The organism is Mycolicibacterium neoaurum, assembly GCF_036946495.1.
Classification (GTDB): domain Bacteria; phylum Actinomycetota; class Actinomycetes; order Mycobacteriales; family Mycobacteriaceae; genus Mycobacterium; species Mycobacterium neoaurum_B.
In genome coordinates, this window is sequence record NZ_JAQIIX010000002.1 from 1,221,115 (window position 1) to 1,243,029 (window position 21,915).

21 protein-coding genes are annotated in these 21,915 nt (G+C 65.8%); 7 read left to right on the plus strand and 14 right to left on the minus strand.

What is annotated here, in order from left to right:
* Nucleotides 1–16 precede the first annotated feature (16 nt).
* Together PGN27_RS11250 and PGN27_RS11255 are read right to left on the minus strand one after the other, a co-directional pair.
* The gene (locus PGN27_RS11250) at nucleotides 17–811 is read right to left on the minus strand and encodes an SDR family oxidoreductase (protein WP_335326191.1); all 795 of its coding nucleotides are present in this window, start codon (nucleotides 809–811) and stop codon (nucleotides 17–19) included.
* A 2-nt stretch (nucleotides 812–813) separates the two neighbouring features.
* Complete coding sequence (locus PGN27_RS11255) at nucleotides 814–1,941, minus strand: hypothetical protein (RefSeq protein WP_335326192.1); 1,128 nt, start codon at nucleotides 1,939–1,941, stop codon at nucleotides 814–816.
* Nucleotides 1,942–2,039: 98 nt separating this feature from the next.
* Between PGN27_RS11255 and PGN27_RS11260 the strand changes: the two genes are divergently transcribed.
* Nucleotides 2,040–2,951 carry an IclR family transcriptional regulator gene (locus PGN27_RS11260; RefSeq protein ID WP_335326193.1) on the plus strand — a complete coding sequence of 304 codons (912 nt, stop codon included), beginning with the start codon at nucleotides 2,040–2,042 and terminating at the stop codon, nucleotides 2,949–2,951.
* Here PGN27_RS11260 and PGN27_RS11265 read toward each other — a convergent pair.
* Together PGN27_RS11265 and PGN27_RS11270 are read right to left on the minus strand one after the other, a co-directional pair.
* Nucleotides 2,948–5,026, minus strand: a complete 2,079-nt coding sequence (locus tag PGN27_RS11265; RefSeq protein ID WP_335326194.1) for a RecQ family ATP-dependent DNA helicase — start codon at nucleotides 5,024–5,026, stop codon at nucleotides 2,948–2,950. The genes PGN27_RS11260 and PGN27_RS11265 overlap by 4 nt on opposite strands.
* A 35-nt stretch (nucleotides 5,027–5,061) precedes the next feature.
* Nucleotides 5,062–6,189 (minus strand): substrate-binding domain-containing protein, encoded by a 1,128-nt coding sequence (locus tag PGN27_RS11270; RefSeq protein ID WP_335326195.1) that lies wholly within the window; start codon nucleotides 6,187–6,189, stop codon nucleotides 5,062–5,064.
* 30 nt (nucleotides 6,190–6,219) lie between these two features.
* Here PGN27_RS11270 and PGN27_RS11275 point away from each other — a divergent pair, with 30 nt between their 5' ends.
* From PGN27_RS11275 to PGN27_RS11290, 4 genes are all read left to right on the plus strand, one after another.
* On the plus strand, nucleotides 6,220–6,585 hold the full coding sequence (locus PGN27_RS11275) for a MarR family winged helix-turn-helix transcriptional regulator (RefSeq protein ID WP_141866398.1): 366 nt from the start codon (nucleotides 6,220–6,222) through the stop codon (nucleotides 6,583–6,585).
* 515 nt (nucleotides 6,586–7,100) lie between these two features.
* Complete coding sequence (gene fmdA / locus PGN27_RS11280; RefSeq protein WP_335326196.1) at nucleotides 7,101–8,345, plus strand: formamidase; 1,245 nt, start codon at nucleotides 7,101–7,103, stop codon at nucleotides 8,343–8,345.
* Nucleotides 8,345–9,394 (plus strand): alpha/beta fold hydrolase, encoded by a 1,050-nt coding sequence (locus PGN27_RS11285; protein WP_335326197.1) that lies wholly within the window; start codon nucleotides 8,345–8,347, stop codon nucleotides 9,392–9,394. The genes fmdA and PGN27_RS11285 overlap by 1 nt, the downstream gene beginning before the upstream one ends.
* Before the next feature lie 20 nt (nucleotides 9,395–9,414).
* A complete protein-coding gene (locus tag PGN27_RS11290; protein WP_335326198.1) occupies nucleotides 9,415–9,849 on the plus strand; it encodes an SRPBCC family protein in 435 nt (144 codons plus the stop codon).
* 20 nt (nucleotides 9,850–9,869) lie between these two features.
* Here PGN27_RS11290 and dmpG read toward each other — a convergent pair whose 3' ends face one another.
* Genes dmpG through PGN27_RS11305 form a run of 3 tightly spaced genes read right to left on the minus strand, consistent with a single transcriptional unit; the run spans nucleotide 9,870 to nucleotide 12,634 of the window.
* Entirely contained in the window at nucleotides 9,870–10,925 is a 1,056-nt protein-coding gene (gene dmpG, locus PGN27_RS11295; protein WP_335326199.1) for a 4-hydroxy-2-oxovalerate aldolase, read from the minus strand.
* Entirely contained in the window at nucleotides 10,922–11,839 is a 918-nt protein-coding gene (locus PGN27_RS11300) for an acetaldehyde dehydrogenase (acetylating) (RefSeq protein ID WP_335326200.1), read from the minus strand. Before PGN27_RS11300 ends, dmpG begins: the two co-directional genes overlap by 4 nt.
* A 9-nt stretch (nucleotides 11,840–11,848) precedes the next feature.
* The gene (locus tag PGN27_RS11305; protein WP_335328707.1) at nucleotides 11,849–12,634 is read right to left on the minus strand and encodes a 2-keto-4-pentenoate hydratase; all 786 of its coding nucleotides are present in this window, start codon (nucleotides 12,632–12,634) and stop codon (nucleotides 11,849–11,851) included.
* Nucleotides 12,635–12,729: 95 nt separating this feature from the next.
* Between PGN27_RS11305 and kstD the strand changes: the two genes are divergently transcribed.
* Nucleotides 12,730–14,421, plus strand: coding sequence for a 3-oxosteroid 1-dehydrogenase (gene kstD, locus PGN27_RS11310; RefSeq protein WP_335326201.1), 1,692 nt, complete (start codon nucleotides 12,730–12,732; stop codon nucleotides 14,419–14,421).
* A 1-nt stretch (nucleotide 14,422) separates the two neighbouring features.
* Complete coding sequence (locus PGN27_RS11315; protein ID WP_335326202.1) at nucleotides 14,423–15,283, plus strand: enoyl-CoA hydratase ChsH3; 861 nt, start codon at nucleotides 14,423–14,425, stop codon at nucleotides 15,281–15,283.
* On the opposite strand, the gene PGN27_RS11320 is transcribed toward PGN27_RS11315, so the two are convergent.
* Genes PGN27_RS11320 through PGN27_RS11350 form a run of 7 tightly spaced genes read right to left on the minus strand, consistent with a single transcriptional unit; the run spans nucleotide 15,280 to nucleotide 21,915 of the window.
* A complete protein-coding gene (locus tag PGN27_RS11320; protein ID WP_335326203.1) occupies nucleotides 15,280–16,041 on the minus strand; it encodes a hypothetical protein in 762 nt (253 codons plus the stop codon). The two genes, PGN27_RS11315 and PGN27_RS11320, sit on opposite strands and share 4 nt — an antisense overlap.
* A gap of 6 nt (nucleotides 16,042–16,047) precedes the next feature.
* Nucleotides 16,048–17,145 (minus strand): hypothetical protein, encoded by a 1,098-nt coding sequence (locus PGN27_RS11325; RefSeq protein WP_335326204.1) that lies wholly within the window; start codon nucleotides 17,143–17,145, stop codon nucleotides 16,048–16,050.
* Nucleotides 17,146–17,190: 45 nt separating this feature from the next.
* Nucleotides 17,191–18,363, minus strand: coding sequence for a 17-hydroxy-3-oxo-4-pregnene-20-carboxyl-CoA lyase (locus PGN27_RS11330; RefSeq protein ID WP_335328708.1), 1,173 nt, complete (start codon nucleotides 18,361–18,363; stop codon nucleotides 17,191–17,193).
* Nucleotides 18,364–18,365: 2 nt separating this feature from the next.
* Nucleotides 18,366–18,773, minus strand: coding sequence for a MaoC family dehydratase (locus tag PGN27_RS11335; RefSeq protein ID WP_335326205.1), 408 nt, complete (start codon nucleotides 18,771–18,773; stop codon nucleotides 18,366–18,368).
* Nucleotides 18,770–19,750: a bifunctional MaoC family dehydratase N-terminal/OB-fold nucleic acid binding domain-containing protein gene (locus PGN27_RS11340; RefSeq protein WP_335326206.1), complete on the minus strand. Its 981-nt coding sequence runs from the start codon at nucleotides 19,748–19,750 to the stop codon at nucleotides 18,770–18,772. Before PGN27_RS11340 ends, PGN27_RS11335 begins: the two co-directional genes overlap by 4 nt.
* Complete coding sequence (gene fadE29 / locus PGN27_RS11345; protein ID WP_335326207.1) at nucleotides 19,747–20,910, minus strand: acyl-CoA dehydrogenase FadE29; 1,164 nt, start codon at nucleotides 20,908–20,910, stop codon at nucleotides 19,747–19,749. The genes PGN27_RS11340 and fadE29 overlap by 4 nt, the downstream gene beginning before the upstream one ends.
* 6 nt (nucleotides 20,911–20,916) lie before the next feature.
* Nucleotides 20,917–21,915, minus strand: a complete 999-nt coding sequence (locus PGN27_RS11350; RefSeq protein ID WP_335326208.1) for an acyl-CoA dehydrogenase family protein — start codon at nucleotides 21,913–21,915, stop codon at nucleotides 20,917–20,919.

A 21,915-nucleotide genomic window follows, 5' to 3' on the forward strand; every position in this document is an offset into this window, starting at 1 on the left:
CAAACGCTGTGCACCATCAGAACTTGTACTCCCCGCAGTTGACATCCAGCGTCTGTCCGGTGATACCACTGGACAGATCGCTGGCCATGAACAGAATCGCCGAGGCCACCTCGTCCTCGGTCGGTAGTTTCTTCAGATCACTGTTGGCGGCGGCGGCCTTGTAGATCTGGTCCACCGTCGTGCCGTACTTTCCCGCCTGGTGCTCGAAGTAGCTCTTCAGCGTTCCGCCCCAGATGTACCCGGGCAAAACCGAATTCACCCTGATCCCGGTCTCACCGAGCTCGCTGGCCAGCGACTGCGACATGGCCAGCAATGCCGACTTGGCCAGCTTGTAGGCACCCTGCTTGGGATCGGAGTGCCGTACGACCATCGAGTTCACGTTCACCACCGACCCTTTGGACTCCGTCAGCGCCGGGGTGAAACCCTGGATGAGTCGCAGCGCACCGAGCACGGTGAGCTCGACGGTCTCGCGGATGTGCTCGAAGCTGGTCTTGGCGAACGGTTTCATCGACGGCACCCGGAAGGCGTTGTTGATCAGGACGTCGACCTTGCCGAACTCGGACATCGAGGTCGACACCAGGTTGGCCACCTGCGCATCGTCGGTGATGTCCGTGCCGACGGCCAACGCCCGGCGGCCGAGCCCGCGCACCTGGTTTGCGACGTCCTCCAGTCGTTCCACGGTGCGGGCCGCCAGGATCACATCGGCACCCTCCTCGGCACATCGGCGCGCCAGCGTGGTGCCCAGCGCTGGGCCCACACCGCTGATGACAACAACTCGATCCTTCAACAGCCCACCCACGGTCGTGGCCATGCTCAACCCACCATTCTTTCGCCGATCAGCTTCTGGCGCAGCGCGATCCGCGCCCGCCAATCGTCCTGTGAGATCTTGTTCGATTCGTAATAGGGCAATGCCGCCGGCACCGCGTCCAGGTCGACGATCTCCATCGTCGGGCCGTCGGCCTCGGTCAGCTCGCGCGAGACGCGCTGCCACCGGAACTGCAGGTACCCCTTGCGGTGGCCGAGCGTCTCACACCAGTTCGTCACACCGGGGTTGCCCTCAGAGACCACGATGCGGATCTTGCCGTCCGGATCCGCCTGTGCCTGAGCACCGTTCAGCGAGGTCTGGTGGTTGATGTAATCCAGCGAGATGTACCACAGGCTGCCCAACTGGAACCCGAGGTACGGCGCATCGGTCACCGGCAGGGTGATGACGATCGCCTGTTCGGCGGTGATGTCGTAATGACCGACCGAGGAGTACTGGGTGGCCAGCCCGCCCGGGGTCAGCCGCGGTGCGGTCAGCGTATTGACCGGCAGGTTGTCATAGAACCACTTCGGGAATTGCAACCAGGTCTTCACCCGCTGCACCAATTGCTTTCCCGCGACGGTGAATCGCTTCTCGATCAGCTCGGAGGACAACGGCTCCGGCGCGGTGCCCGCGGTGTCGGTTCGCGCGATCGCGAAGCAGCCGCGCTGAGCGGACCAATCGTTGTAGACCTCGCGGATCACCAACTGGGCCGGTTTGTCCGGGGTGAAGCGCCATTCGAAGGTGCCGTCGGCGGCGATATCGAGCTTGCGGTCGTCGAACGCGGTCTCGCTGTCGGGCACCACCTCGTCGGTGTACTCGCCGCCGATGAGCTGGAAGCTGACGTCGGTGGTGGTTCCGCGACGCCCGGTCACGACATATTCGTGACCCGGCTGCACGCGGGTGCCGAAGTACATGGTGTCCGGGTTGTCCAGCCCCATCTTGGTGAACGGGCCGGTGCCGCTGTGCAGGAATGGGTGGTCGCGGTCGTAGTCGAAGGCCACATGCGTGCACGCCGCGATGCATCCCGCCAGATATTGCAGGCCTTCCAGCAGATCGGCTTCGGATTCGATGAAGGGGGCTTCGGTGACGAGGCGTTCGGCCTCGGCGATGGCATCGGCCAACGGCTGCGAATACATCCGGGCATCACCTTTCGTTCCAATATTGGACCGTCGTGGTAGAGTTTCCGACCTGAGACTAGAACGCGTTCTAGTTCACGTCAACGTCGGGAGGTGCGGTGCCAGACCAGGTGACCGGACGCGCGTCCCCGCCCACCGAACGGGTGGTCGCGGTGCTGAACTTCCTCGCCGCGCACCCGCACGACCGCTTCGGGCTCTCCGAACTGGCCCGCCGGGTCAACCTCAGCAAGCCCACTTGCCTCGGGATCCTGACCAGCCTGACCGAATCGGGCTACCTCGTGCGCCAGGCGGGCGAGGGCACCCGGGACAAGGTCTACGGGCTCGGCCCGGCACTGATCACGCTGGGACACACCGCACAGCAAGCCCTGCGGGTGAGCCCTGCCGCGCAGGCCGAATTGCGATCGCTTTCCGATGCATTCGGCGTCACCGCGGCACTGTCGGGTGTCATCGACGACCGCATCACCCTGCTCGAACTCGTCGCACCCCCGGGCACGCCCGCCGCGGTACGTGTCGGTCAGAGTTACCCGTTCGCGCCGCCGGTCGGGCTGATGTTCGTGCTCTGGGACGATGGCGCGGTCCGCGACTGGCTCGCCAAGGAACCCACGATTCCGTTAGACACCGACACCGCGCGGTTCGACCGGGTGATCACTGCCTGTCGCGCCTGCGGGTACCTGGTGGAACGGCTCACTCCAGGCGGCCGGCGGCTGTATGCGCTGATGGCGGGTATGTCGAACACGCTGCCCGACGAACTTCGGGCCCTGCTCGGAGAATTGGTCTCCGATATCGGTGAGCGGGTCTACCTACCGGGCACCGATGAGGCCGCGACGCGTCACGACATCAGCGTCATCGCCGCGCCCGTCTTCGATCACCACCGGCGTCAGGTGATGGTGGCGACGATGCAGATCGGCGCGGCGTTGACCGACGCCGATATCGCGGCACGCGCCGAGGCGCTGATGGCGACCGCCGACGCGGTCACCGCGACCCTCGGAGGCGTCAAGCCCGGCTTCTAACTCACCGCCGCCAGCGCGAAGGGCAGCACGTCGACCGCACCGGCGGCCCGCACGGTCAGCGCGGCCATCGTCATCGTCCACCCGGTATCGGTCAAATCGTCGACCAAGAGCACGGTCTCGCCCGCGACACCGGCCGGCGACTCCCACGCACCGCGCAGCGAAGCCACCCGATAGGCCGAGTTGGCGGCGACCACCGGACGATGCTCGGGCGAATAGTGCAGGACACCGAGATCTTTCAATTTTCCGACGGCCGCCAGGCGGGTCGCGACGCTGCGGATCAAGACCGGGTGGCGCACCGAATCGACGGCGAGCACCGCAGTCGGGCGCTGCACCCAGTCCCAGGCCTTGAGCACCTCGATGGCCGCGGCGATCACCTGATCGGGCGCCTCGGCATCCGGCTCGTCGAGCAACGTCCGCAGCCGGGCACCCCAGCCCAGATCGGTGAGTCTGCCGATCACCCGGCCCACCGACGGCCCGTCCCCGATCCGCCCGGACAGGTCCACCCCGATCCGGCTCATGCCGGTGGGCCATTGTTTGCGGGGGGCGATCTCGACACCCGGGCGCATCAGCCGGGCCCGGGTCGCCTCCACCGACTGCGCGTCGACCTCTGACCCGTACCGCGGACCGGCACAGTTGTCGCATCGCCCGCACGCCTGCGGACCCAGCTCCGGATCGTCGAGTTGCTTGCGCAGGAACACCATTCGACACTCGGTGGTGCGCTGGTAGTCGATCATTGCCTGTTGTTCGCGTTTGCGCGCCTCGTCGAGGCGCGCATATCGAGGCTCGTCGTAGGACCAGGGTTGCCCGGTGGCGATCCAGCCGCCCTTCACCCGGCGCACCGCCCCGTCGACATCGAGGACCTTGAGCACCATCTCCAATCGCGACCTGTTGAGGTCCACCAGCGGCTCCAGCGCCGCGGTGGACAACGCGCGGTCGGGTTCGAGCGCGCCGATCACCTTGCGCACCATGGGTTCCGACGGGAAAGCGACCGAGGCGAAGTAGCGCCACACGTCGATGTCCTCCCGTCCCGGGAGCAGGATCACCTCGGCGCTGTCGGTCGATCTGCCGGCGCGCCCGACCTGCTGGTAGTAGGCGATCGGCGAGGACGGCGCGCCGAGATGCACGACGAACCCCAGGTCGGGCTTGTCGAAGCCCATCCCCAACGCCGAGGTGGCGATCAGGGCCTTGACCCGGTTGCCCAGGAGGTCAGCTTCCAGTTGCTCACGCTCGGATGCCTCGGTACCACCGGTGTACGCGGCCACGCTGTGACCGTGCTCGCGCAGCAGGGCGGCGATATCGTGCGCCTGGGCCACCGTCAGCGTGTACACGATGCCCGAACCCGGCAGGGAATCCAGATGCGCGGCAAGCCACGCCGCGCGCTGCGCGGGCCCGCCTGCCTGTACCACCGACAACCGCAGCGACTCCCGGTCCAGCCCACCACGCAGGACGAGCGTGCCGTCGCCGGAGCCGCCGACGCCCAGCTGGGTGGCGACATCCTCGACGACGCGGTCGTTGGCCGTCGCCGTGGTGGCCAGCACCGGGATGTCGGTGCCCAACTCGGCGACGAGGGTCCGGATACGCCGGTAGTCGGGCCGGAAGTCGTGCCCCCAGTCGGACACACAGTGCGCCTCGTCGACGACCACCAGACCGGCGTCGGCGGCCAGCGCGGGGAGTACGGCGTCACGGAAGTCCGGGTTGTTCAGCCGCTCCGGACTGACCAGCAACACGTCGAGTTCACCGGCCCGCACCCTGGCGTGCACGTCCTGCCACTCGGTGACGTTGCTGGAGTTGATGGTGGCCGCCTGCACCCCCGCCCTGCGCGCCGCCTCGACCTGGTTGCGCATCAACGCAAGCAACGGGGACACGATGACCGTCGGGCCGCGCCCCGCGGCACGCAGCAATTTGGCGGCGATGAAGTACACCGCCGACTTGCCCCACCCGGTGCGCTGCACCACCAGCGCGCGCCGACGGTGGACGACCAGCGCCTCGATGGCCGTCCACTGGTCGTCGCGCAGGACGGCTTGCGGCCCGGCCAGCTGTTCGAGGATGGCCTGCGCGTCGGTGCGGGTGGTCATCGGTCCATCGTGCCAACCGGGTATGACGTGCCCGCTCAGCGCACCCTGGCGATGACGTCGAGGTCGACACCGCGCGCCACGGCCAGGTGCACCGGATGCCGGGCAGCTCCGCGCTGCAGATCCACCGGGCCGTGTGGGGAATCCCAGCCCCACTCGTCGAAGGCCCGGCGGGCGTCGGCGACCGTGGGCACCGATGTCGTCGCGATACCGGCGAGCAGGTGCACCCCCGAGTAGGTCGTCTCGGCCATCGTGCCGGGCGCCGGTGCGGCCGACTCCCCGATCGGTCCGGTGCCGTTGATCAGATCGAACGCGCGGCTGAATCCGGCGCTGAACTCGGCGGCGGCGGCCGAAGCCAGGCCGGCGAACCAGCCCGCCGAGATGAACAGATTTCCGGTCGCCTCGCTGCCGCTGGCCAGTACCACCGTCTCGTCGATGAACGGGCTGAACCGGGTGACGGTGGCATCCAGGCCTGCTGCGGCGAACGCCCGGTTGAAGCGCACCGCGTCCGAGCCGACGAGCAGGGTGATGACACCGTCGGCCTCGGCGGCGACGATATCGGCGAGCACCCGGTCCCAGGCGCCAGGATCGTCGACGCCGAGCGGCAGGAACCGCTCGCCGAGGATCGAAATGTCGGTACCGTCCAAGCCGGCCCGGGTCGCGCGCGCCGATCCTCGCGGCCATACGTAGTCGTTGCCGACGATGTACCAGCGCCGCAACCGCAGTTCGGTACGCAACCAGTGCAACGAAGCGATGATCTGGTCACCGGGAACCTCCCCGCTGCACAGCACTCCGTCACTGCGTTCGCCGCCTTCGTAGGCCGCGGCGTACACGTAGGGGACGCGCCCGCCGACCTCTCGCGCGATCGCCTGCCTGGCGTTGGAAAGATGCCAGCCGGTGACGGCATCGACGGCACCGGAATCCACGAGATCCCTGATCCGGCCCGCGACCCCGGCGGGATCACCACCGGCATCCACGTGCACGAACTGCACCGAGCGTCCGGCCACTCCGCCCCCGGCGTCGATCTCGGCGGCGGCGAGTTCGGCCGCGGCACGACACTCGAGCCCGAATATCCCGGCCGGACCACGGCGTGGCAGCGCCAGCGCGACCCGGAACTCCGAGCGGGAGCGCCGACGTTGTTCCGTCCTGGCGACCGGATCTGGCATGCTGTGAATTCCCGATCGGGAAGGCATGTCATGGACGATCTCGTCGAGGCCCTCGCGCTGCTGCGGCGTGCCGCCGTCGTTGCCGCAAGCATCGACGGCGCGCTCGCCGGGACCGACCTGACCGTCGATCGTTGGCGGGCGTTGCACGTCATCCATCACGATCCCGGCTGTTCGATGTCCGATATCGTCGACGCGCTCGCCATTCCGTCCACCTCGGCGACACGCATCGTCGACGCACTGGTCGAACTCGGCGCGGTATACCGCACCGTCTCGGCGCAGGACCGCCGCCGGACCACGCTGCGGTCGTCGTCGCATGGTGCCGAACTCCTCCGAACCGCGGAGTCGGCAATCACCCCAATGGTTTTCCTTCGGGACGGCGACCCCACACCAATCTAGGACGTGCGTGTTGCGCCATTGTAAAGCGGTCGCCCCGCGGTCATCGGGTGAACGGCCGCAGCCGTGACGATCATGTGAACAATCCCGGCCGACGGCCGGAGATGCTCCGGTTTCCCCTTGACGGCAGGCGTCGCGGGTGTAGGTTCGAACTTATTCCCAAATGGGAGCATTTGACGAACAGGGTTTCCGTGCCACGTTATCGCTATCGCTGCCCGGACGACGGGCCTTTCGACATGACCTTCTCCATCGGGACCGCGCCGACGGCCGTCGAATGCGAAAAGTGTTCCGCAGCAAGCAATCGCGTCTATAGCGGCGGCGCAATGGTGCGATCGAACACGGCCGGCACCCGCGCACTGGACCTGCATGCGCAGTCCCAGGCCAGCCCCGGCGTTGTCCGCAGATCGGAAGGCTCGTCCGTTCCCGCACGCCTACGGTACGCCGATCCGCGGCACCGGATGCTACCCAAACCGTAAAACCTTGTATCAGAACGTTTTCCGTCTATCGAGGAGGCACACATGCCCGAAGTGATCTTTCCCGTCGACCAGAGTAAGCCGTTTCGCGAGCAGCAGCTGGTCGGCCACAACCGCTGGCACCCGGATATTCCGGCCGTGGCCACGGTGAAGTCGGGCGACAGCTTCCGCGTGGAGTCCAAGGAATGGTTCGACGGGACCATCGTCAACTCCGATGACGCCAATGACATCCGTGATTGCGACCTGACCATGGTCCACCAGTTGTCCGGCCCGTTCGCCGTCGAAGGCGCGCAACCCGGTGATCTGTTGGTCGTCGACATTCTCGACGTCGGGCCGGTACCTCAGCAGACCGGTCCGGTCGCCGGGCAGGGCTGGGGTTACACCGGGATCTTCGCCAAGGACAACGGGGGCGGCTTCCTCACCGACTGGTTCCCCGACGCCTACAAGGCGATCTGGGATTTCACCGGCCAGAAGGCCACCAGCAGGCATGTGCCGGGGGTGGAGTTCACCGGACTGATCCACCCCGGCCTGATGGGCACCGCGCCCAGTGCGGACCTGCTGGCACAGTGGAATCACCGCGAGGCTCAACTCATCGCCACCGATCCCGACCGGGTGCCGCCGCTCGCACTGCCGCCACTGCCGTCCAATGCGGTGCTCGGCAGCCTCACCGGAGCCGACTATGAGCGTGCCGCGGCCGAGGCGGCCCGCACGGCCCCGCCGCGGGAGAACGGTGGCAACCAGGACATCAAGAACCTCTCAAAGGGCAGTCGGATCTTCTACCCGGTGTTCGTCGACGGCGCCAATCTGTCCCTGGGCGACCTGCACTTCTCTCAAGGCGATGGCGAGATAACCTTCTGTGGCGCAATCGAGATGGGCGGCTATATCGATCTTCGTGTGGAGATCATCAAGGGCGGGATGGAGACCTACGGGGTCACCACCAATCCGATCTTCATGCCGGGGATCGTGGAGCCGCGCTATTCGGAGTTCCTCACCTTCGTCGGTTTCTCGGTGGACCGCAACGGTACACAGCACTATCTCGACACCACGCTGGCGTACCAGAATGCCTGCCTCAACGCCATCGAATACCTGTCGAAATTCGGTTGGACCAAGGAGCAGGCCTATCTGATACTGGGTGCCGCGCCGGTGGAGGGCCGGATGTCCGGTGTCGTCGATGTCCCCAATTCATGTGCCACGCTCTATATTCCGACAGCCATCTTCGATATCGATGTGCGCCCGTCCAGCACCCCACCGCAGCGCATCGACCGCGGGCAGTGCGCGGTGAGCAGCTGATGCCCGCACCTACCGACGCCGAATATTTCGATCTCGGGGACTTCACCCTGCAGAGCGGATTCACGCTGCGCGATGCCCGGCTTGCCTACAAGACCTACGGCACGCTCAACGACGACAAGTCCAATGTGATCGTCTATCCGACCTGGTATACGGGTTGGCACACCGACAACGAATGGCTCATCGGGCCCGGCCGGGTCCTCGATCCTGCCACCGCATTCATCATCGTGCCGAACATGCTGGGCAACGGTCTGTCGTCATCTCCGTCGAACACCCCGGCTCCCTACGACGGACCGCGTTTCCCCGCGGTGACGTTCTATGACCAGGTGGAGGCCCAGTACCGTTTGGTCACAGAGAAATTCGGGATCAGTTCGATCTCCCTGGTGACCGGATGGTCGATGGGCGCCGGCCAGACCTATCAGTGGGCCGTGAGTCATCCGGAGATGGTGCAGCGTGCCGCACCGTTCTGCGGGTCCAGCATCACCGCCCCGCACAACAAGGTGTTCCTGGAGTCGCTGGTGGCCGCGTTGACTGCCGATGCGGCATTCGCCGGCGGCGACTACGACCCGGCCCGGCCTCCGATCAAGGGCCTACGGGCCTTCGCCAGGGTGTACTCCGGATGGGGCTACTCACAGGCCTTCTACTGGGAAGAGACGTGGCGCGAACTCGGCTACACCTCTTTCGACGATTTCCTCTATGGATTCTGGGAGGGCTTTTTTCGCGACGGACGTGACCCGAACAACCTGATCGCGATGATCGGCACCTGGCACAGCGGAAACGTCGGCAGCACACCGGGTTTCGAAGGTGACGTGCAGAAGGCGCTGGCTTCGATCAAGTGCCCGCTATTGGCCATGCCCGCCGAGAAGGATCTGTACTTCCCGCCCGAGGACGAGCAGTGGGCCAGTCAGTTCATACCCGACGGCGAGGTCAGGGTGATCCCCGGAATCTGGGGGCATTTCGCCGGCGGTGGTGCCAACGATGTGGACACCGACTTCATCGATGCCGGATTGCGCGAGCTGATGAGCAAGCCGGGATACACGCCGCCGGTGTAGTCTCCCGCTAAGGGAGACTCATGGTGCGATTGCATGTCGAACGGGTCATCGCTGCGCCGCATGACCAGGTATTCGACTGGCTCGCCGACCCGGTGAACCTGGCCACGGCCCCGATGACCCTGCGCGCCGACTGGGCCTCGGACTCCGTAGAGCCCGGTGACGGCGCCATGCGAGTAGTGGTCTGCACCGGGGTGTGGTTGCGCGAGACGATCACCGAATACGATCGCCCGCACCGCTACTCGTATCTCATCGTGCGATCGTTTCCGGCGTTCGGTCATGAAGGCGGGACACTGACCCTCACGGCGGAAGCCGGGGGCACCCATGTCGACTGGGTGAGCAGCTACTCTCATCCCCGTTGGGCCGGCGGGGCGGTGATGAACGCGATCACCTCACGCCTGCTGCCGTGGAATTTCGACGCGATCCTGGCTGCCTGCGCCCGTGAACTGGAACGCTGATCGCGTCGATCACGGTCACATCAGGCGTTCTGGGCCTCTTGTTCGCGTTTGATTTCCAGGGCGATGTCGATGAGTTGGTCTTCTTGGCCGCCGATGAGTTTGCGTTGCCCGGCGCGGTGCAGTAGTTGGTGGGCCGGTACGCCGTAGCGTTCGGACTGGCGGATGGCGTGCTTGAGGAAGCTGGAGTACACCCCCGAGTAGCCCATGATCAACGCGTTGCGATCCAGCAGGCATTCGGTGGGCATGGCCGGGGCGACGACCTCTTCGGCGGCATCGGCGATCTCGAAGAAATCGATCCCGGTCTTGACACCGATCTTGTCGAACACCCCGATCATCGCCTCCACCGGCGCGTTACCGGCACCGGCACCGAACCGACGACACGACCCGTCGATCTGCTTGGCCCCGGCCCGCACCGCCTCGATCGAGTTCGCCACACCCAACCCGAGGTTCTCATGCCCATGAAAACCGACCTGGGCATCATCGCCGAGCTCGGCGACCAACGCGGCGACCCGATCAGCGACCTGATCGAGCACCAACGCCCCCGCCGAGTCGACCACATACACACATTGGCAGCCCGCATCGGCCATGATCCGGGCCTGGGCGGCCAACTTCTCCGGCGTAATCGTGTGGCTCATCATCAAAAACCCGACGGTCTCCAACCCGAGTTCACGGGCCAACCCGAAATGCTGAATCGACACATCAGCCTCGGTGCAGTGCGTGGCGATCCGGCAGATCTCCCCACCATTGTTCTGCGCCTCCTTGATGTCCTCCTTGGTCCCCACCCCCGGCAACATCAAAAACGCGATCTTCGCCTCTTTGGCGGTCTCGGCCGCCAGCTTGATCAACTCCTGCTCAGGAGTCTTGGAAAACCCATAATTGAACGACGAGCCACCCAACCCGTCACCATGGGTCACCTCGATCACCGGCACCCCCGCGGTATCAAGGGCAGCCACGATCGAGCGCACCTCATCAGCGCTGAACTGGTGCCGCTTGTGATGCGACCCATCGCGCAGCGAAGTGTCGGTCATCCGGATGTCCCACACCGGATTGAAGAAAATCTCACCCGTGCCACTCATGCCTGCACTCCTGCTCCCGCTGCGCTGCGTTCCTTGGCGATCTCCTCGCCGACCTTGGTGGCTGCCGCAGTCATGATGTCCAAATTCCCGGCATAGGGCGGCAGATAATCCCCGGCCCCCTCCACCTCGACGAAGATGGTCACCACATGCTGGCCACCATTGACCACCGACGGCTCATCGAACTGCGGCTCATTGAGCAACCGATACCCAGGCACATAGCTCTGCACCTGCGCCACGACCTCCTTGATCGAGGCAGTGATCGCGCCATGATCGGCATCCTCAGGGATCGCACAAAAAATGGTGTCGCGCATGATCATCGGCGGCTCCGCCGGGTTCAAGATGATGATCGCCTTACCCCGGGCCGCCCCACCGATATCGCGCACACCGGCACTGGTGGTCTTGGTGAACTCATCGATATTGGCCCGCGTCCCCGGACCCGCCGACGCGCTCGACACCGACGCCACGATCTCGGCATACGGCACATCGACCACACGGGACACGGCATACACCATCGGGATCGTCGCCTGCCCACCACAGGTCACCATGTTCACATTCGGCGCCCCCAGATGCGCCCGCAGATTCGCCGGCGGAATCACCCCCGGCCCCACCGCCGCCGGAGTCAAATCAATCGCAGTGATCCCCGCCGCCTCATACCGCGGCGCAGCATCACGATGCACATACGCACTGGTCGCCTCGAACACCACATCAGGCTTCTCAGCCTGGCCCAACAACCAGTCCACCCCCTCATGCGAGGTTTCCAGGCCAAGCTTGCGGGCCCGGGCCAACCCTTCCGAGGCCGGGTCGATCCCGATCATCCACCGCGGCTCCAACCAGTCCGACCGCAACAACTTGTACAACAAGTCGGTACTGATATTGCCCGACCCCACAATCGCAACACTCAACTTCTCAGCCATATACGGCTCCTATTCAAAAGAAAGACGAACCGAACCCAGCCCGTCGAAATCCGCGACAAACTCATCCCCCGGACGAGCATCAATGGCCCGCATACACGCCCCCGGCAACACAATGTCCCCCGCACGCAGCCGCACCCCGAACTGATCGACCTTGCGCGCCAACCACGCCACCGACGTCACCGGATTACCCAACACCGCATCACTGCGCCCCTCAGCGACCACCTCACCATTGCGTGTCAAGACCGCATCAATGCTCTTGATATCGATGTCCTTGGGCGACACCCGTTCCGGGCCCAACACCCACCCCGCAGACGACGCATTATCAGCGATCGTGTCGCACAACTTGATCTTCCAATCCGTGATCCGGGTATCGATCAACTCGATCGACGGCGCGAACGCCGCCGTCGCAGCCAACACATCATCCTCAGTACACCCCGCCCCAGGCAGATCATCAGCCAAGATGAACCCCACCTCGACCTCCACCCGCGGATACAGAAACCGGCCCGCCGCAACCGGTTTGTCCTCGAACACCTCCATATCAGCGAGCAGATGACCGTAATCGGGCTCATCCACCCCCATCATCTTCTGCATCGCCTCCGAGGACAGACCCACCTTGTGCCCGATCACCCGCGCGCCCTCGGCCACCCGCTGCCGGATATTGATCAGCTGGATCTCATAAGCATCCACCACATCGATATCGGGATACCGATCCGTCAACGGAGTGGTCGGCACCCGACTGCGCTCCGCCTCGGCCAGATCGGCAGCAAGCTCGTCGCGCACCTCGACACTGAGCATGTTGGTGAATTCCCCTCGTAATCTCATCAGGCCCTCGACCGGCACAGTTGCGCGCCTGTTGTCGAAAGGCACCGCAATTCTATAACGTGTTCTACATGACTGAACAGGACTACAGTGTCTTTGACGTAGTGGTGGTAGGGAGCGGTGCTGCCGGCATGGTCGCCGCCCTCACCGCCGCTCACCAGGGACTCTCGACAGTAGTCGTTGAGAAGGCTCCGCACTACGGCGGTTCCACGGCGCGATCTGGCGGCGGCGTGTGGATTCCGAACAACGAGGTTCTGCAGCGTGACGGGGTCAAAGACACCGCCGCCGAGGCCCGCAAATACCTGCACGCCATCATCGGCGATGTCGTGCCCGCCGAGAAGATCGACACCTACCTGGACCGCAGTCCGGAGATGTTGTCATTCGTGTTGAAGAACTCGCCGCTCAAACTGTGCTGGGTGCCCAACTACTCCGACTACTACCCGGAGACGCCGGGCGGCAAGGCCACCGGCCGCTCGGTCGAGCCCAAGCCGTTCAACGCCAAGAAGCTCGGCCCCGACGAGAAGGGCCTCGAACCGCCGTACGGCAAGGTACCGCTGAACATGGTGGTGCTGCAGCAGGACTACGTGCGGCTCAATCAGCTCAAGCGTCACCCGCGCGGTGTGCTGCGCAGCATCAAGGTAGGTGTGCGGTCGGTGTGGGCCAACGCCACCGGCAAGAACCTGGTCGGCATGGGCCGCGCGCTCATCGCGCCGCTGCGCATCGGCCTGCAGAAGGCCGGGGTGCCGGTGTTGTTGAACACGGCGCTGACCGACCTGTACGTCGAGGACGGGGTCGTGCGCGGAATCTACGTTCGCGAGGCGGGTGCCCCCGAGTCCGCCGAGCCGAAGCTGATCCGGGCCCGTAAGGGCGTGATCCTCGGTTCGGGTGGCTTCGAGCACAACCAGGAGATGCGTACCAAGTACCAGCGCCAGCCCATCACCACCGAGTGGACCGTCGGCGCCGTGGCCAACACCGGTGACGGCATCGTGGCGGCCGAAAAGCTGGGTGCGGCATTGGAACTCATGGAGGACGCGTGGTGGGGTCCGACCGTCCCGCTGGTGGGCGCGCCATGGTTCGCCCTCTCCGAGCGGAACTCCCCCGGATCGATCATCGTCAACATGAACGGCAAGCGGTTCATGAACGAGTCGATGCCCTACGTGGAGGCCTGCCACCACATGTACGGCGGTCAGTACGGCCAGGGACCCGGGCCTGGCGAGAATGTGCCTGCCTGGATGATCTTCGACCAGCAGTACCGTGATCGCTACATCTTTGCGGGATTGCAGCCAGGCCAACGCATCCCGAAGAAGTGGATGGAATCGGGCGTCATCGTCAAGGCCGACAGCTTGGAAGAGCTGGCCGAGAAGACCGGTCTGGCCGCCGACGCGCTGAAGGCCACCGTCGAACGGTTCAACGGATTCGCGCGTTCCGGTGTGGACGAGGACTTCCACCGCGGCGAGAGCGCCTATGACCGGTACTACGGTGATCCGACGAACAAGCCGAACCCCAACCTCGGCGAGATCAAGAACGGCCCGTTCTACGCCGCCAAGATGGTGCCCGGTGACCTGGGCACCAAGGGTGGCATCCGCACCGACGTGCACGGCCGGGCGCTGCGCGATGACAACTCGGTGATCGAAGGCCTTTATGCGGCAGGCAATGTCAGCTCGCCGGTGATGGGTCACACCTATCCCGGCCCGGGTGGCACAATCGGGCCCGCCATGACGTTCGGCTACCTCGCCGCATTGCATCTTGCTGGAAAGGCCTGATATGCCCATCGATGTGGAGAAGGCGCTCGCCGCCGACCTCGATCCGATCGAGTTCTCCTGGACAAGCAGCGATATCCAGCTGTACCACCTCGGCCTCGGCGCCGGCTCGGACCCGATGGACGAGCGCGAACTGCGCTATCTGACCGATAACACCCCGCAGGTGCTGCCCACCTTCGGCAATGTCGCGGCCAGCTTCCACATGACCCAGGCGCCGACCGTGCAGTTCCCCGGCATCGATATCGAGCTGTCCCGGGTGCTGCACGCCAGTGAGGGTGTGACCGTGCCCGGCCCCATCCCGACCAGCGGGACGGGATTCTCCAAGCAGCGGTTCACCGAGATCTGGGACAAGGGCAAGGCCGCCGTCATCGTCAGCGAATCCACCGTGACCGATGCCTCGGGCACCGTGTTGTGGACGACGAAGCGCTCCATCTTCGCCCGTGGCGAGGGTGGTTTCGGCGGCGAGCGCGGCCCGTCCACCTCGGTCGAATTGCCCGACCGCGCACCGGATGCCGAGATCGCGTTGCCGATCCTGCCGCAGCAGGCGCTGCTGTACCGGTTGTGCGGTGACCGCAATCCGCTGCATTCCGATCCGGCGTTCGCCAAGGCAGCCGGTTTCGACCGGCCCATCCTGCACGGATTGTGCACCTACGGTATCGGCGCCAAGGCGATCGTCGACCATTTCCTGGACGCCGACGTGTCCCAGGTCGCCAGCTACGGCGCCCGGTTCGCCGGCACCGTCATCCCGGGCGAGACGTTGCAGGCCAACATCTGGAAGCAGGACGGTAAGTTCATCGGCACACTGACCGCGCCGAGTCGGGACAACACCGTGGTGCTCTCGGGTGTGGAGCTCGTCCCGGCCTAGACCTGCCGGGACAGATCCTCGCCGCCGGTGGTCGGGCGCGAGGGGCCGTGTGGCGCGATCGGCGCAGGCCCCGCCGCGGAGCCACCGGCGCTGGGTCCGGGCGCGGCCGACTCCCGCGAATCCAGCTGCGCCTCACGGCGATCTTGCTGATGGTCGCGGGCGTCCTGGTCGGCCTGCCGTTCGTTCTGCTGGCTCTCGCGGGCATCTTGCTGGGCGTCACGCTGATTCTGCTGGGCCTCGCGCTGCTCCGGGGTGGGCGCGCCGGGGACACCCGGCGGCGGGCCGCCTGCGGGACCACCCGGTCCCTGACCCTGATCCTGCTGCGCGGCCTGGGTGCCCTGCTGCACTGCGCCCTGGGCGGCCTGCATGGCCTGCTGCATCAGCTGGCCGAAGCCGCCGCCACCGCCTTCGCCCCCGCCGCCGCCGAGGCTGCCTGCGGCCTGCTGCGGCATCTGCGCCAGCTGGCCCAGCTGTCCGGTGAGCTGTTCGAGCATTCCCCCGACCTGTCCCACCGACTGCCCGCCGGTTTCATCGGATGTGGTGTAGGCGGCCTGTGCGGCCTCGACCTTGCCGGAGAAAGTGTTCTCCTTGGCGGCCAACGCCGTGACGTTCGCGGTCAACTGGGCCTCCAGCGTCGGCAGCACCGCCGCGATCGTCATGCTCATGGCATCGGCACCGGGCGGGATCATCGGCATCGGCGGCAGTTCGACCGCGGCCGCATTCCAGTTGATCTCTTCGGGCTTGAACATTCCGGTCATCGCGGGTCACCAATCATCGTCGACATCGTCTTCGGCAAGGTCGTGTTCCAGCGCCTCGGGCATCGCCAGACCGAGCTTGGTGCCACCGCCGCCTGCGCCGCGCTGACCCATCATCGGGGCACCGCCCATGCCGCCTCCGGCACCGGCGGCCACCGGCGCCAGCCCACCGAGGGCGCCGGCACCGGCGTTCGCACCCGACGGCCCCACCGAGACCGGCGGCGTACCGACCAGGCTCGCCATCAACGGGGTCTGCGCTGAACCACCGCCGCCACCGGGCAACGATGCCGCGCGCATCATGCCCGCCCCGGCACCGGCCCCGGCACCGCCCGCGAGCGGATGATTGGAGAAGGCCGAGAACGGTGAGAACCCGCCGGCGCCCATGCCGCCGCTACTGCCGCCACCGAGCATGGAGGTCAGCTGTTGCAGCGGCTGACCGACGGTCTGCATGAGCTGCTGCGGTGCCTGCGTGACCTGTCCCATGGCCTGGCCGAGCATCTGGGGGAGCTGGCTGACCAAGCCGGCCATCTGACCCATCATCTGCATCGCCTGGCTGGGATCGGCCTGGGAGACCTGCTGAGGACCGACGGCGGGGGCACCCGTGGGCGGTGTGGTGGCCGGCGCGCCGATGCTGTTGGCCATCGAGGTGGCGTTGGCCGTGACGGTCGCGGTGTTCTGCGACAGACCCGCCATGATCTGGCTCTGCACCAGCGCCTGGGTCTCGGGCGACCCGGATGCCTGGATCGCCATGCAGGCGGCCTGGGTCTGCTGGGCGACCATATTGGCCATCATCTTGGTCTGGACGACGGCGGCTTCCATGGTGCGCAGCTTGGCGGCGATGGCGGCGGCCTGCGCGGCGTTGGCCTCGTGCCCGCCGATGATCGAGGTGGCCTCGCCCGCAGCGGCCGTCGAGGCGGGCCCTTGCCATTCGGCGCCCATCTGCACCAGCTGACCCTGCTGCTGGGGCACAACGGTGCCGCCGATCTTGGCGGCGAGCGCGTCGTACTGCGCTGCGGCCGCGGCAAGCATGTTCTCGTCAACATTCGGCCACGCCGGCCCCGTGACAGTTTGCCCCCCGTATGGGCTCACATCAGGCTGGATCCCCATGGCCTCGAGATTACCGCGCCACCGACCGGTGGCGGTGCAGTAAAATCAGCCGAGGATCAGACCCGATGTCGGCACCCCGGTACCCGCCGTGACCAGCACATGTTCGACATTGTCGACCTGGTTGACCGATGTGCCGCGCAGCTGACGGACACCTTCGGCTATCCCGTTCATCCCGTGGATATAGGCCTCGCCGAGCTGGCCGCCGTGGGTGTTGATGGGTAGCTTCCCGCCGATTTCGATGGCTCCGCCGGCGATGAAATCCTTGGCCTCGCCCTTACCGCAGAAGCCGAGCTCCTCGAGCTGGATCAGCGTGTACGGGGTGAAATGGTCGTAAAGGATCGCGGTCTGGATATCTGCGGGCGTGAGACCGCTCTGCTCCCACAGCTGACGGCCGACAAGGCCCATCTCGGGCAGCCCGAGCTCCTCGCGGTAGTAGGAGTACATGGTGAACTGATCGGTCCCCGCACCCTGCGCTGCAGCCTCGATGACCGCCGGGCGGTGTTTGAGGTCCTTGGCCCGCTCGGGGGTGGTGACCACGATCGCTACACCACCATCGGTCTCCTGGCAGCAGTCCAGCAGCCGGAGCGGTTCGGCGATCCAGCGAGAGTTCTGATGATCCTCGATCGTGATCGGCTTGCCGTAGAAGTGCGCCTTGGGATTCGTCGCGGCGTGTTTGCGGTCGGCAACCGATACCGCACCGAAATCGGCACTGGTGGCGCCGTATTCGTGCATATAGCGCTGCGCGATCATGGCCACCGACGCGGCGGGGGTGCTCAGACCGTGCGGGTAGGACCAGCTGTACTCGACACCGCGCGAATCGGCGTTGACGGTCAACCCAGTCATCACCTGGCCGAAGCGGAACTCGGAGCGCTCGTTGAAGGCCCGGTAGGCCACCACGACCTCGGCCACCCCGGTCGCGACCGCCAGCGCGGCCTGCTGCACGGTCGCCGCCGCCGCACCGCCGCCATAGCCGATCTGGCTGAAGAACTTCAGATCACCGATGCCGGTGGACCGCGCGACGGCGGTTTCCAAATTGGAATCCATCGTGAAGGTGACCAGACCGTCCACATCGGACGGCGCGAGGCCGGCATCGTCGAGCGCATCGAGCACCGCCTCGGCGGCCAGGCGCAGCTCGCTGCGCCCGGAGTTCTTGGAGAAATCGGTGGCACCGATACCGGCGATCGCCGCTTTGCCGGACAGGCCGGCCTTTCCGGACAGCGTCACTTGTCCCCCAGGGTGAGCGTCGAGGTAGCGATGACATGGTTACCGAGGCTGTTGGCGCCCACCACTTTCAGGGTCACCAGGTCACCGTCGATCTCGGTCACCTCACCGCTGAAGGTGATGGTGTCGTAGGCGTACCAGGGCACCCCCAGGCGCAGCTTGATGGACTTGACCCGCGCGTCCGGACCGGCCCAATCGGTGACGTAACGTCCGACCAGACCGGTATCGGTGAGGATGTTGACGAAGATGTCCTTGGATCCCTTGGCCTGCGCCTTGTCCCGGTCGTGGTGCACATCCTGGTAATCGCGGGTGGCTATGGCGGTGGACACGATGAACGTGGGGTCGCCGTAGATCTGCAGATCGGGCAGTGTGGTGCCGACGGCGACGTCGCTCAGGGTCAGACTCATGCTTGCGGCTCCCATGCGTACAACGTCCAGGCCGGGCTGACATCACTGTCGGGGAAGTCGATATAGGTTGCGGTGACCGGCATTCCGATCTTCACCTGCTCGGGATCCACCCCGCGCAGCTCACCGAGCATCCGCACCCCCTCCTCGAGTTCGACGAGGGCGATCACGAACGGCAGCGTGCGGCCGGGCACCTTGGGTGCATGGTGGACGACATAGCTGAACACCGTGCCCCTCCCGGAGGAGACGACATAGTCGGCGGGTGCGTCCTTGTCGGCCCACATCGCGGGGACCGGCGGGTGCTGCAGCGTCCCGTCCGGCCGGCGCTGGATACGCAGCTCGTGGGCGTTGACCCCGTCCCAGAAGAATTTGGTATCGCGTGACGATGATGGGCGCATCAGCTTGTCGGGATCGAGATCTTCGGGGATCTGCGCCGTTTCGGCTGAATCTTGCCGACCAGGCGCCGCGTTCGGAAGGAACTTCATGATGCGCCAGTCCATCTCGGCGACCAGTTCCTCTGCACCGCCCCCGACGGTATGCCAGCTGATCTTCTGGTTGACGAAGTAACCCTCGCCGAGCGCGGTCTGCTTGGGGCCGACGATGCCGACGATCTCCGCGCTCATCGCCACCTGCTCTCCTGGCTGCAGATAGCGGTGATAGGTCTGGTCGCAGTTGGTCGCGACGACGCCGACATAACCCGCGTCATCGAAGAGCTTCATGGCCCGAGCGAGTGGATCATCATCGGAGCGGGTGCGGCCCAACCCCATCATGGTCCACACCTGGATCATCGCCGGTGGGGCGACGATACCCGGATGGCCCGCGGCGCGGGCCGCCTCGGCATCGACGTAGATCGGGTTCTTGTCCCCGATCGCGTCGACCCAATGATGGATCATGGGCTGGTTCACCGGATCCCGCGCGACGGTCGGGCTACTGCTGCCCGCCGCGAGGACCGCCTCGATCCCCGCCTGCAGTTCGCTCACCGGGTCACCCTCGGCACCTTCAGACCCGACGCCGCGATCATCTCGCGCATGACCTCGTTGACGCCGCCACCGAAGGTGATCACCAGATTGCGTTTGGTCATCTTGTCCAACCAGTCCAGCAGCCTGGCGGTATGGGCGTCGGCGGGGTTGCCGTAGCGGCCGACGACCTCTTCGGCCAGCCGGCCGACCTCCTGGATGCGCTCGGTGGAGAAGACCTTCGTCGCCGCCGCATCGGCCACCGCGATGGTCTCACCCGAGGCGGCCACCTGCCAGTTCAACAACTCGTTGATCCGCCAGATCGATTTGATCTGGGCCAGCAGTCGGCGCGCGCCGTCCTGTTCGATCGGCACGACACCATCGGATCCGGGGGTGGACGCCCACTCGTGGACCTCGTCGTAGATCCCGGCGATGCGTCCGGCCGGACCGAGCCCGACGCGCTCGTGGTTGAGCTGGGTGGTGATGAGCTTCCAACCGCCGTGTTCTTCACCGACCAGCATGTCGGCGGGCACACGGACGTCGTTGTAGTACGACGCATTGGTGTGGTGCGCCCCATCGCTGAGGATGATGGGCGTCCACGAGTAGCCGGGATCCTTGGTATCGACGATAAGGATCGAGATGCCCTTGTGCTTGGCGGCTTCCGGATCGGTGCGGCAGGCCAGCCAGATGTAGTCGGCGTCATGGGCGCCGGTGGTCCACATCTTCTGACCGTTGACGATGTACTCGTCACCGTGACGTACCGCCGTGGTGCGCAGCGAGGCGAGATCGGTGCCGGCCTCGGGCTCGGAGTAACCGATCGCGAAATGTACCTCGCCGGCCAGGATCCCGGGCAGGAACTTCTTCTTCTGCAACTCGGTTCCGTGCACCTGCAGGGTGGGGCCCACCGTTTGCAGCGTGACCATCGGCAGTGGGATATCCGCCCGGTTGGCCTCGTTGATGAAGATCTGCTGCTCGATAGGCCCGAAGCCGAGCCCGCCGTACTCCTTGGGCCAGCCCACGCCGAGCTTGCCGTCGGAGCCCATCCGCTTGATCACGGTGCGGTAGGCCTCGTTGTGGCGATCGGACTCCATCGCCGCGGCTTCTTCCGGGGTGATGAGCGTCGAGAAGTACTCGCGGAGTTCGTCTTGGAGCTTGCGCTGCTCGGGGGTCAGTTCGATGTACATGACGATTTACGCTCCCACCAGATCCAGTCGATACGCGGGCCCGCCCAACAAGCGGGTCAGGTCCTTGATCGAGGAGAAATACCGGTCCATCGGATAGGTGATATCCATGCCCATCCCGCCGTGCAGGTGATGGCACAACCGCATCGCCGGTGGCGCCTGCGAGGTGATCCAGTAGCCCAGCAATGCCAGATCATCGTCGGCATCGAGCCCCTCGGACAGCCGGTAGATCACCGACATGGACGCGAGATCAATGGTGCGCGAGGCGATGTAGACATCCGAGAGCTGCGCGGCGACGGTTTGGAATGTCGACAGCGGGCGCCCGAACTGTTCGCGGGTGGCCACGTAATCGGCGGTCAGTCGCAGCGCGCCGGCGACCAGGCCCGCGGCGAACGCGCCGATGGCTGCCAGCACCAGCTGATTGACCCGGCGGGTCGTCGCGTTGGCGAGAACACCATCGACCTCGGCGCCGTCGAAGACCACCACGTACTCGTCGGTGCCATTGGAGCTCGGTGTCTTGGTCAGCGTGACCCCGCTCGCGGTCGGGGCGATCACCGCGACGCCGCCGGCGGCGGTGACCAACAGCCACCGCGCGGTGCCGGCATAGGGCACACCGATCTTGGTTCCGGTGAGCTTGCCGTCGGCAAGGGTCACCGAGGGGCGCTCCGGTAACGAGACACCGGGTTCGTTGAGCGCCGCGGATAACACCGCGCCGCCGGCGACTCCGTCCAGATAGCGGTCCTGCTCGGCATCGGTGGCCAGATCGAGCAGCGGCAGCAATCCGAGTCCCAGCGTGGCCAGTGCCGCGCCGGTTGTACCGCGCCTGCCGATCTCGGTGAGTGCGGTGGCGATCTCGGGCAGTCCCAGCCCATCACCACCGAGGCGCTCGGGCACCGCGAGCGCGGCCACCCCACCGGCAACCAGTGCGTCCCAGCTGTTGTCCCGTTCCAGCACCGAGGTCACCACATCGGCGACGGCCTGCTGTTCGGGCTTCGGTGTGAAGTCCAC

Bases quoted from the DNA above. Each gene is read 5' to 3' on its own strand.
- PGN27_RS11250 (WP_335326191.1), bottom strand. From the start codon at position 811: ATGGCCACGACCGTGGGTGGGCTGTTGAAGGATCGAGTTGTTGTCATC.
- PGN27_RS11255 (WP_335326192.1), bottom strand. From the start codon at position 1,941: ATGTATTCGCAGCCGTTGGCCGATGCCATCGCCGAGGCCGAACGCCTC.
- PGN27_RS11265 (WP_335326194.1), bottom strand. From the start codon at position 5,026: ATGACCACCCGCACCGACGCGCAGGCCATCCTCGAACAGCTGGCCGGG.
- PGN27_RS11270 (WP_335326195.1), bottom strand. From the start codon at position 6,189: ATGCCAGATCCGGTCGCCAGGACGGAACAACGTCGGCGCTCCCGCTCG.
- PGN27_RS11275 (WP_141866398.1), top strand. From the start codon at position 6,220: ATGGACGATCTCGTCGAGGCCCTCGCGCTGCTGCGGCGTGCCGCCGTC.
- fmdA (WP_335326196.1), top strand. From the start codon at position 7,101: ATGCCCGAAGTGATCTTTCCCGTCGACCAGAGTAAGCCGTTTCGCGAG.
- PGN27_RS11285 (WP_335326197.1), top strand. From the start codon at position 8,345: ATGCCCGCACCTACCGACGCCGAATATTTCGATCTCGGGGACTTCACC.
- PGN27_RS11290 (WP_335326198.1), top strand. From the start codon at position 9,415: ATGGTGCGATTGCATGTCGAACGGGTCATCGCTGCGCCGCATGACCAG.
- dmpG (WP_335326199.1), bottom strand. From the start codon at position 10,925: ATGAGTGGCACGGGTGAGATTTTCTTCAATCCGGTGTGGGACATCCGG.
- PGN27_RS11300 (WP_335326200.1), bottom strand. From the start codon at position 11,839: ATGGCTGAGAAGTTGAGTGTTGCGATTGTGGGGTCGGGCAATATCAGT.
- PGN27_RS11305 (WP_335328707.1), bottom strand. From the start codon at position 12,634: ATGCTCAGTGTCGAGGTGCGCGACGAGCTTGCTGCCGATCTGGCCGAG.
- kstD (WP_335326201.1), top strand. From the start codon at position 12,730: ATGACTGAACAGGACTACAGTGTCTTTGACGTAGTGGTGGTAGGGAGC.
- PGN27_RS11315 (WP_335326202.1), top strand. From the start codon at position 14,423: ATGCCCATCGATGTGGAGAAGGCGCTCGCCGCCGACCTCGATCCGATC.
- PGN27_RS11320 (WP_335326203.1), bottom strand. From the start codon at position 16,041: ATGACCGGAATGTTCAAGCCCGAAGAGATCAACTGGAATGCGGCCGCG.
- PGN27_RS11325 (WP_335326204.1), bottom strand. From the start codon at position 17,145: ATGGGGATCCAGCCTGATGTGAGCCCATACGGGGGGCAAACTGTCACG.
- PGN27_RS11335 (WP_335326205.1), bottom strand. From the start codon at position 18,773: ATGAGTCTGACCCTGAGCGACGTCGCCGTCGGCACCACACTGCCCGAT.
- fadE29 (WP_335326207.1), bottom strand. From the start codon at position 20,910: ATGTACATCGAACTGACCCCCGAGCAGCGCAAGCTCCAAGACGAACTC.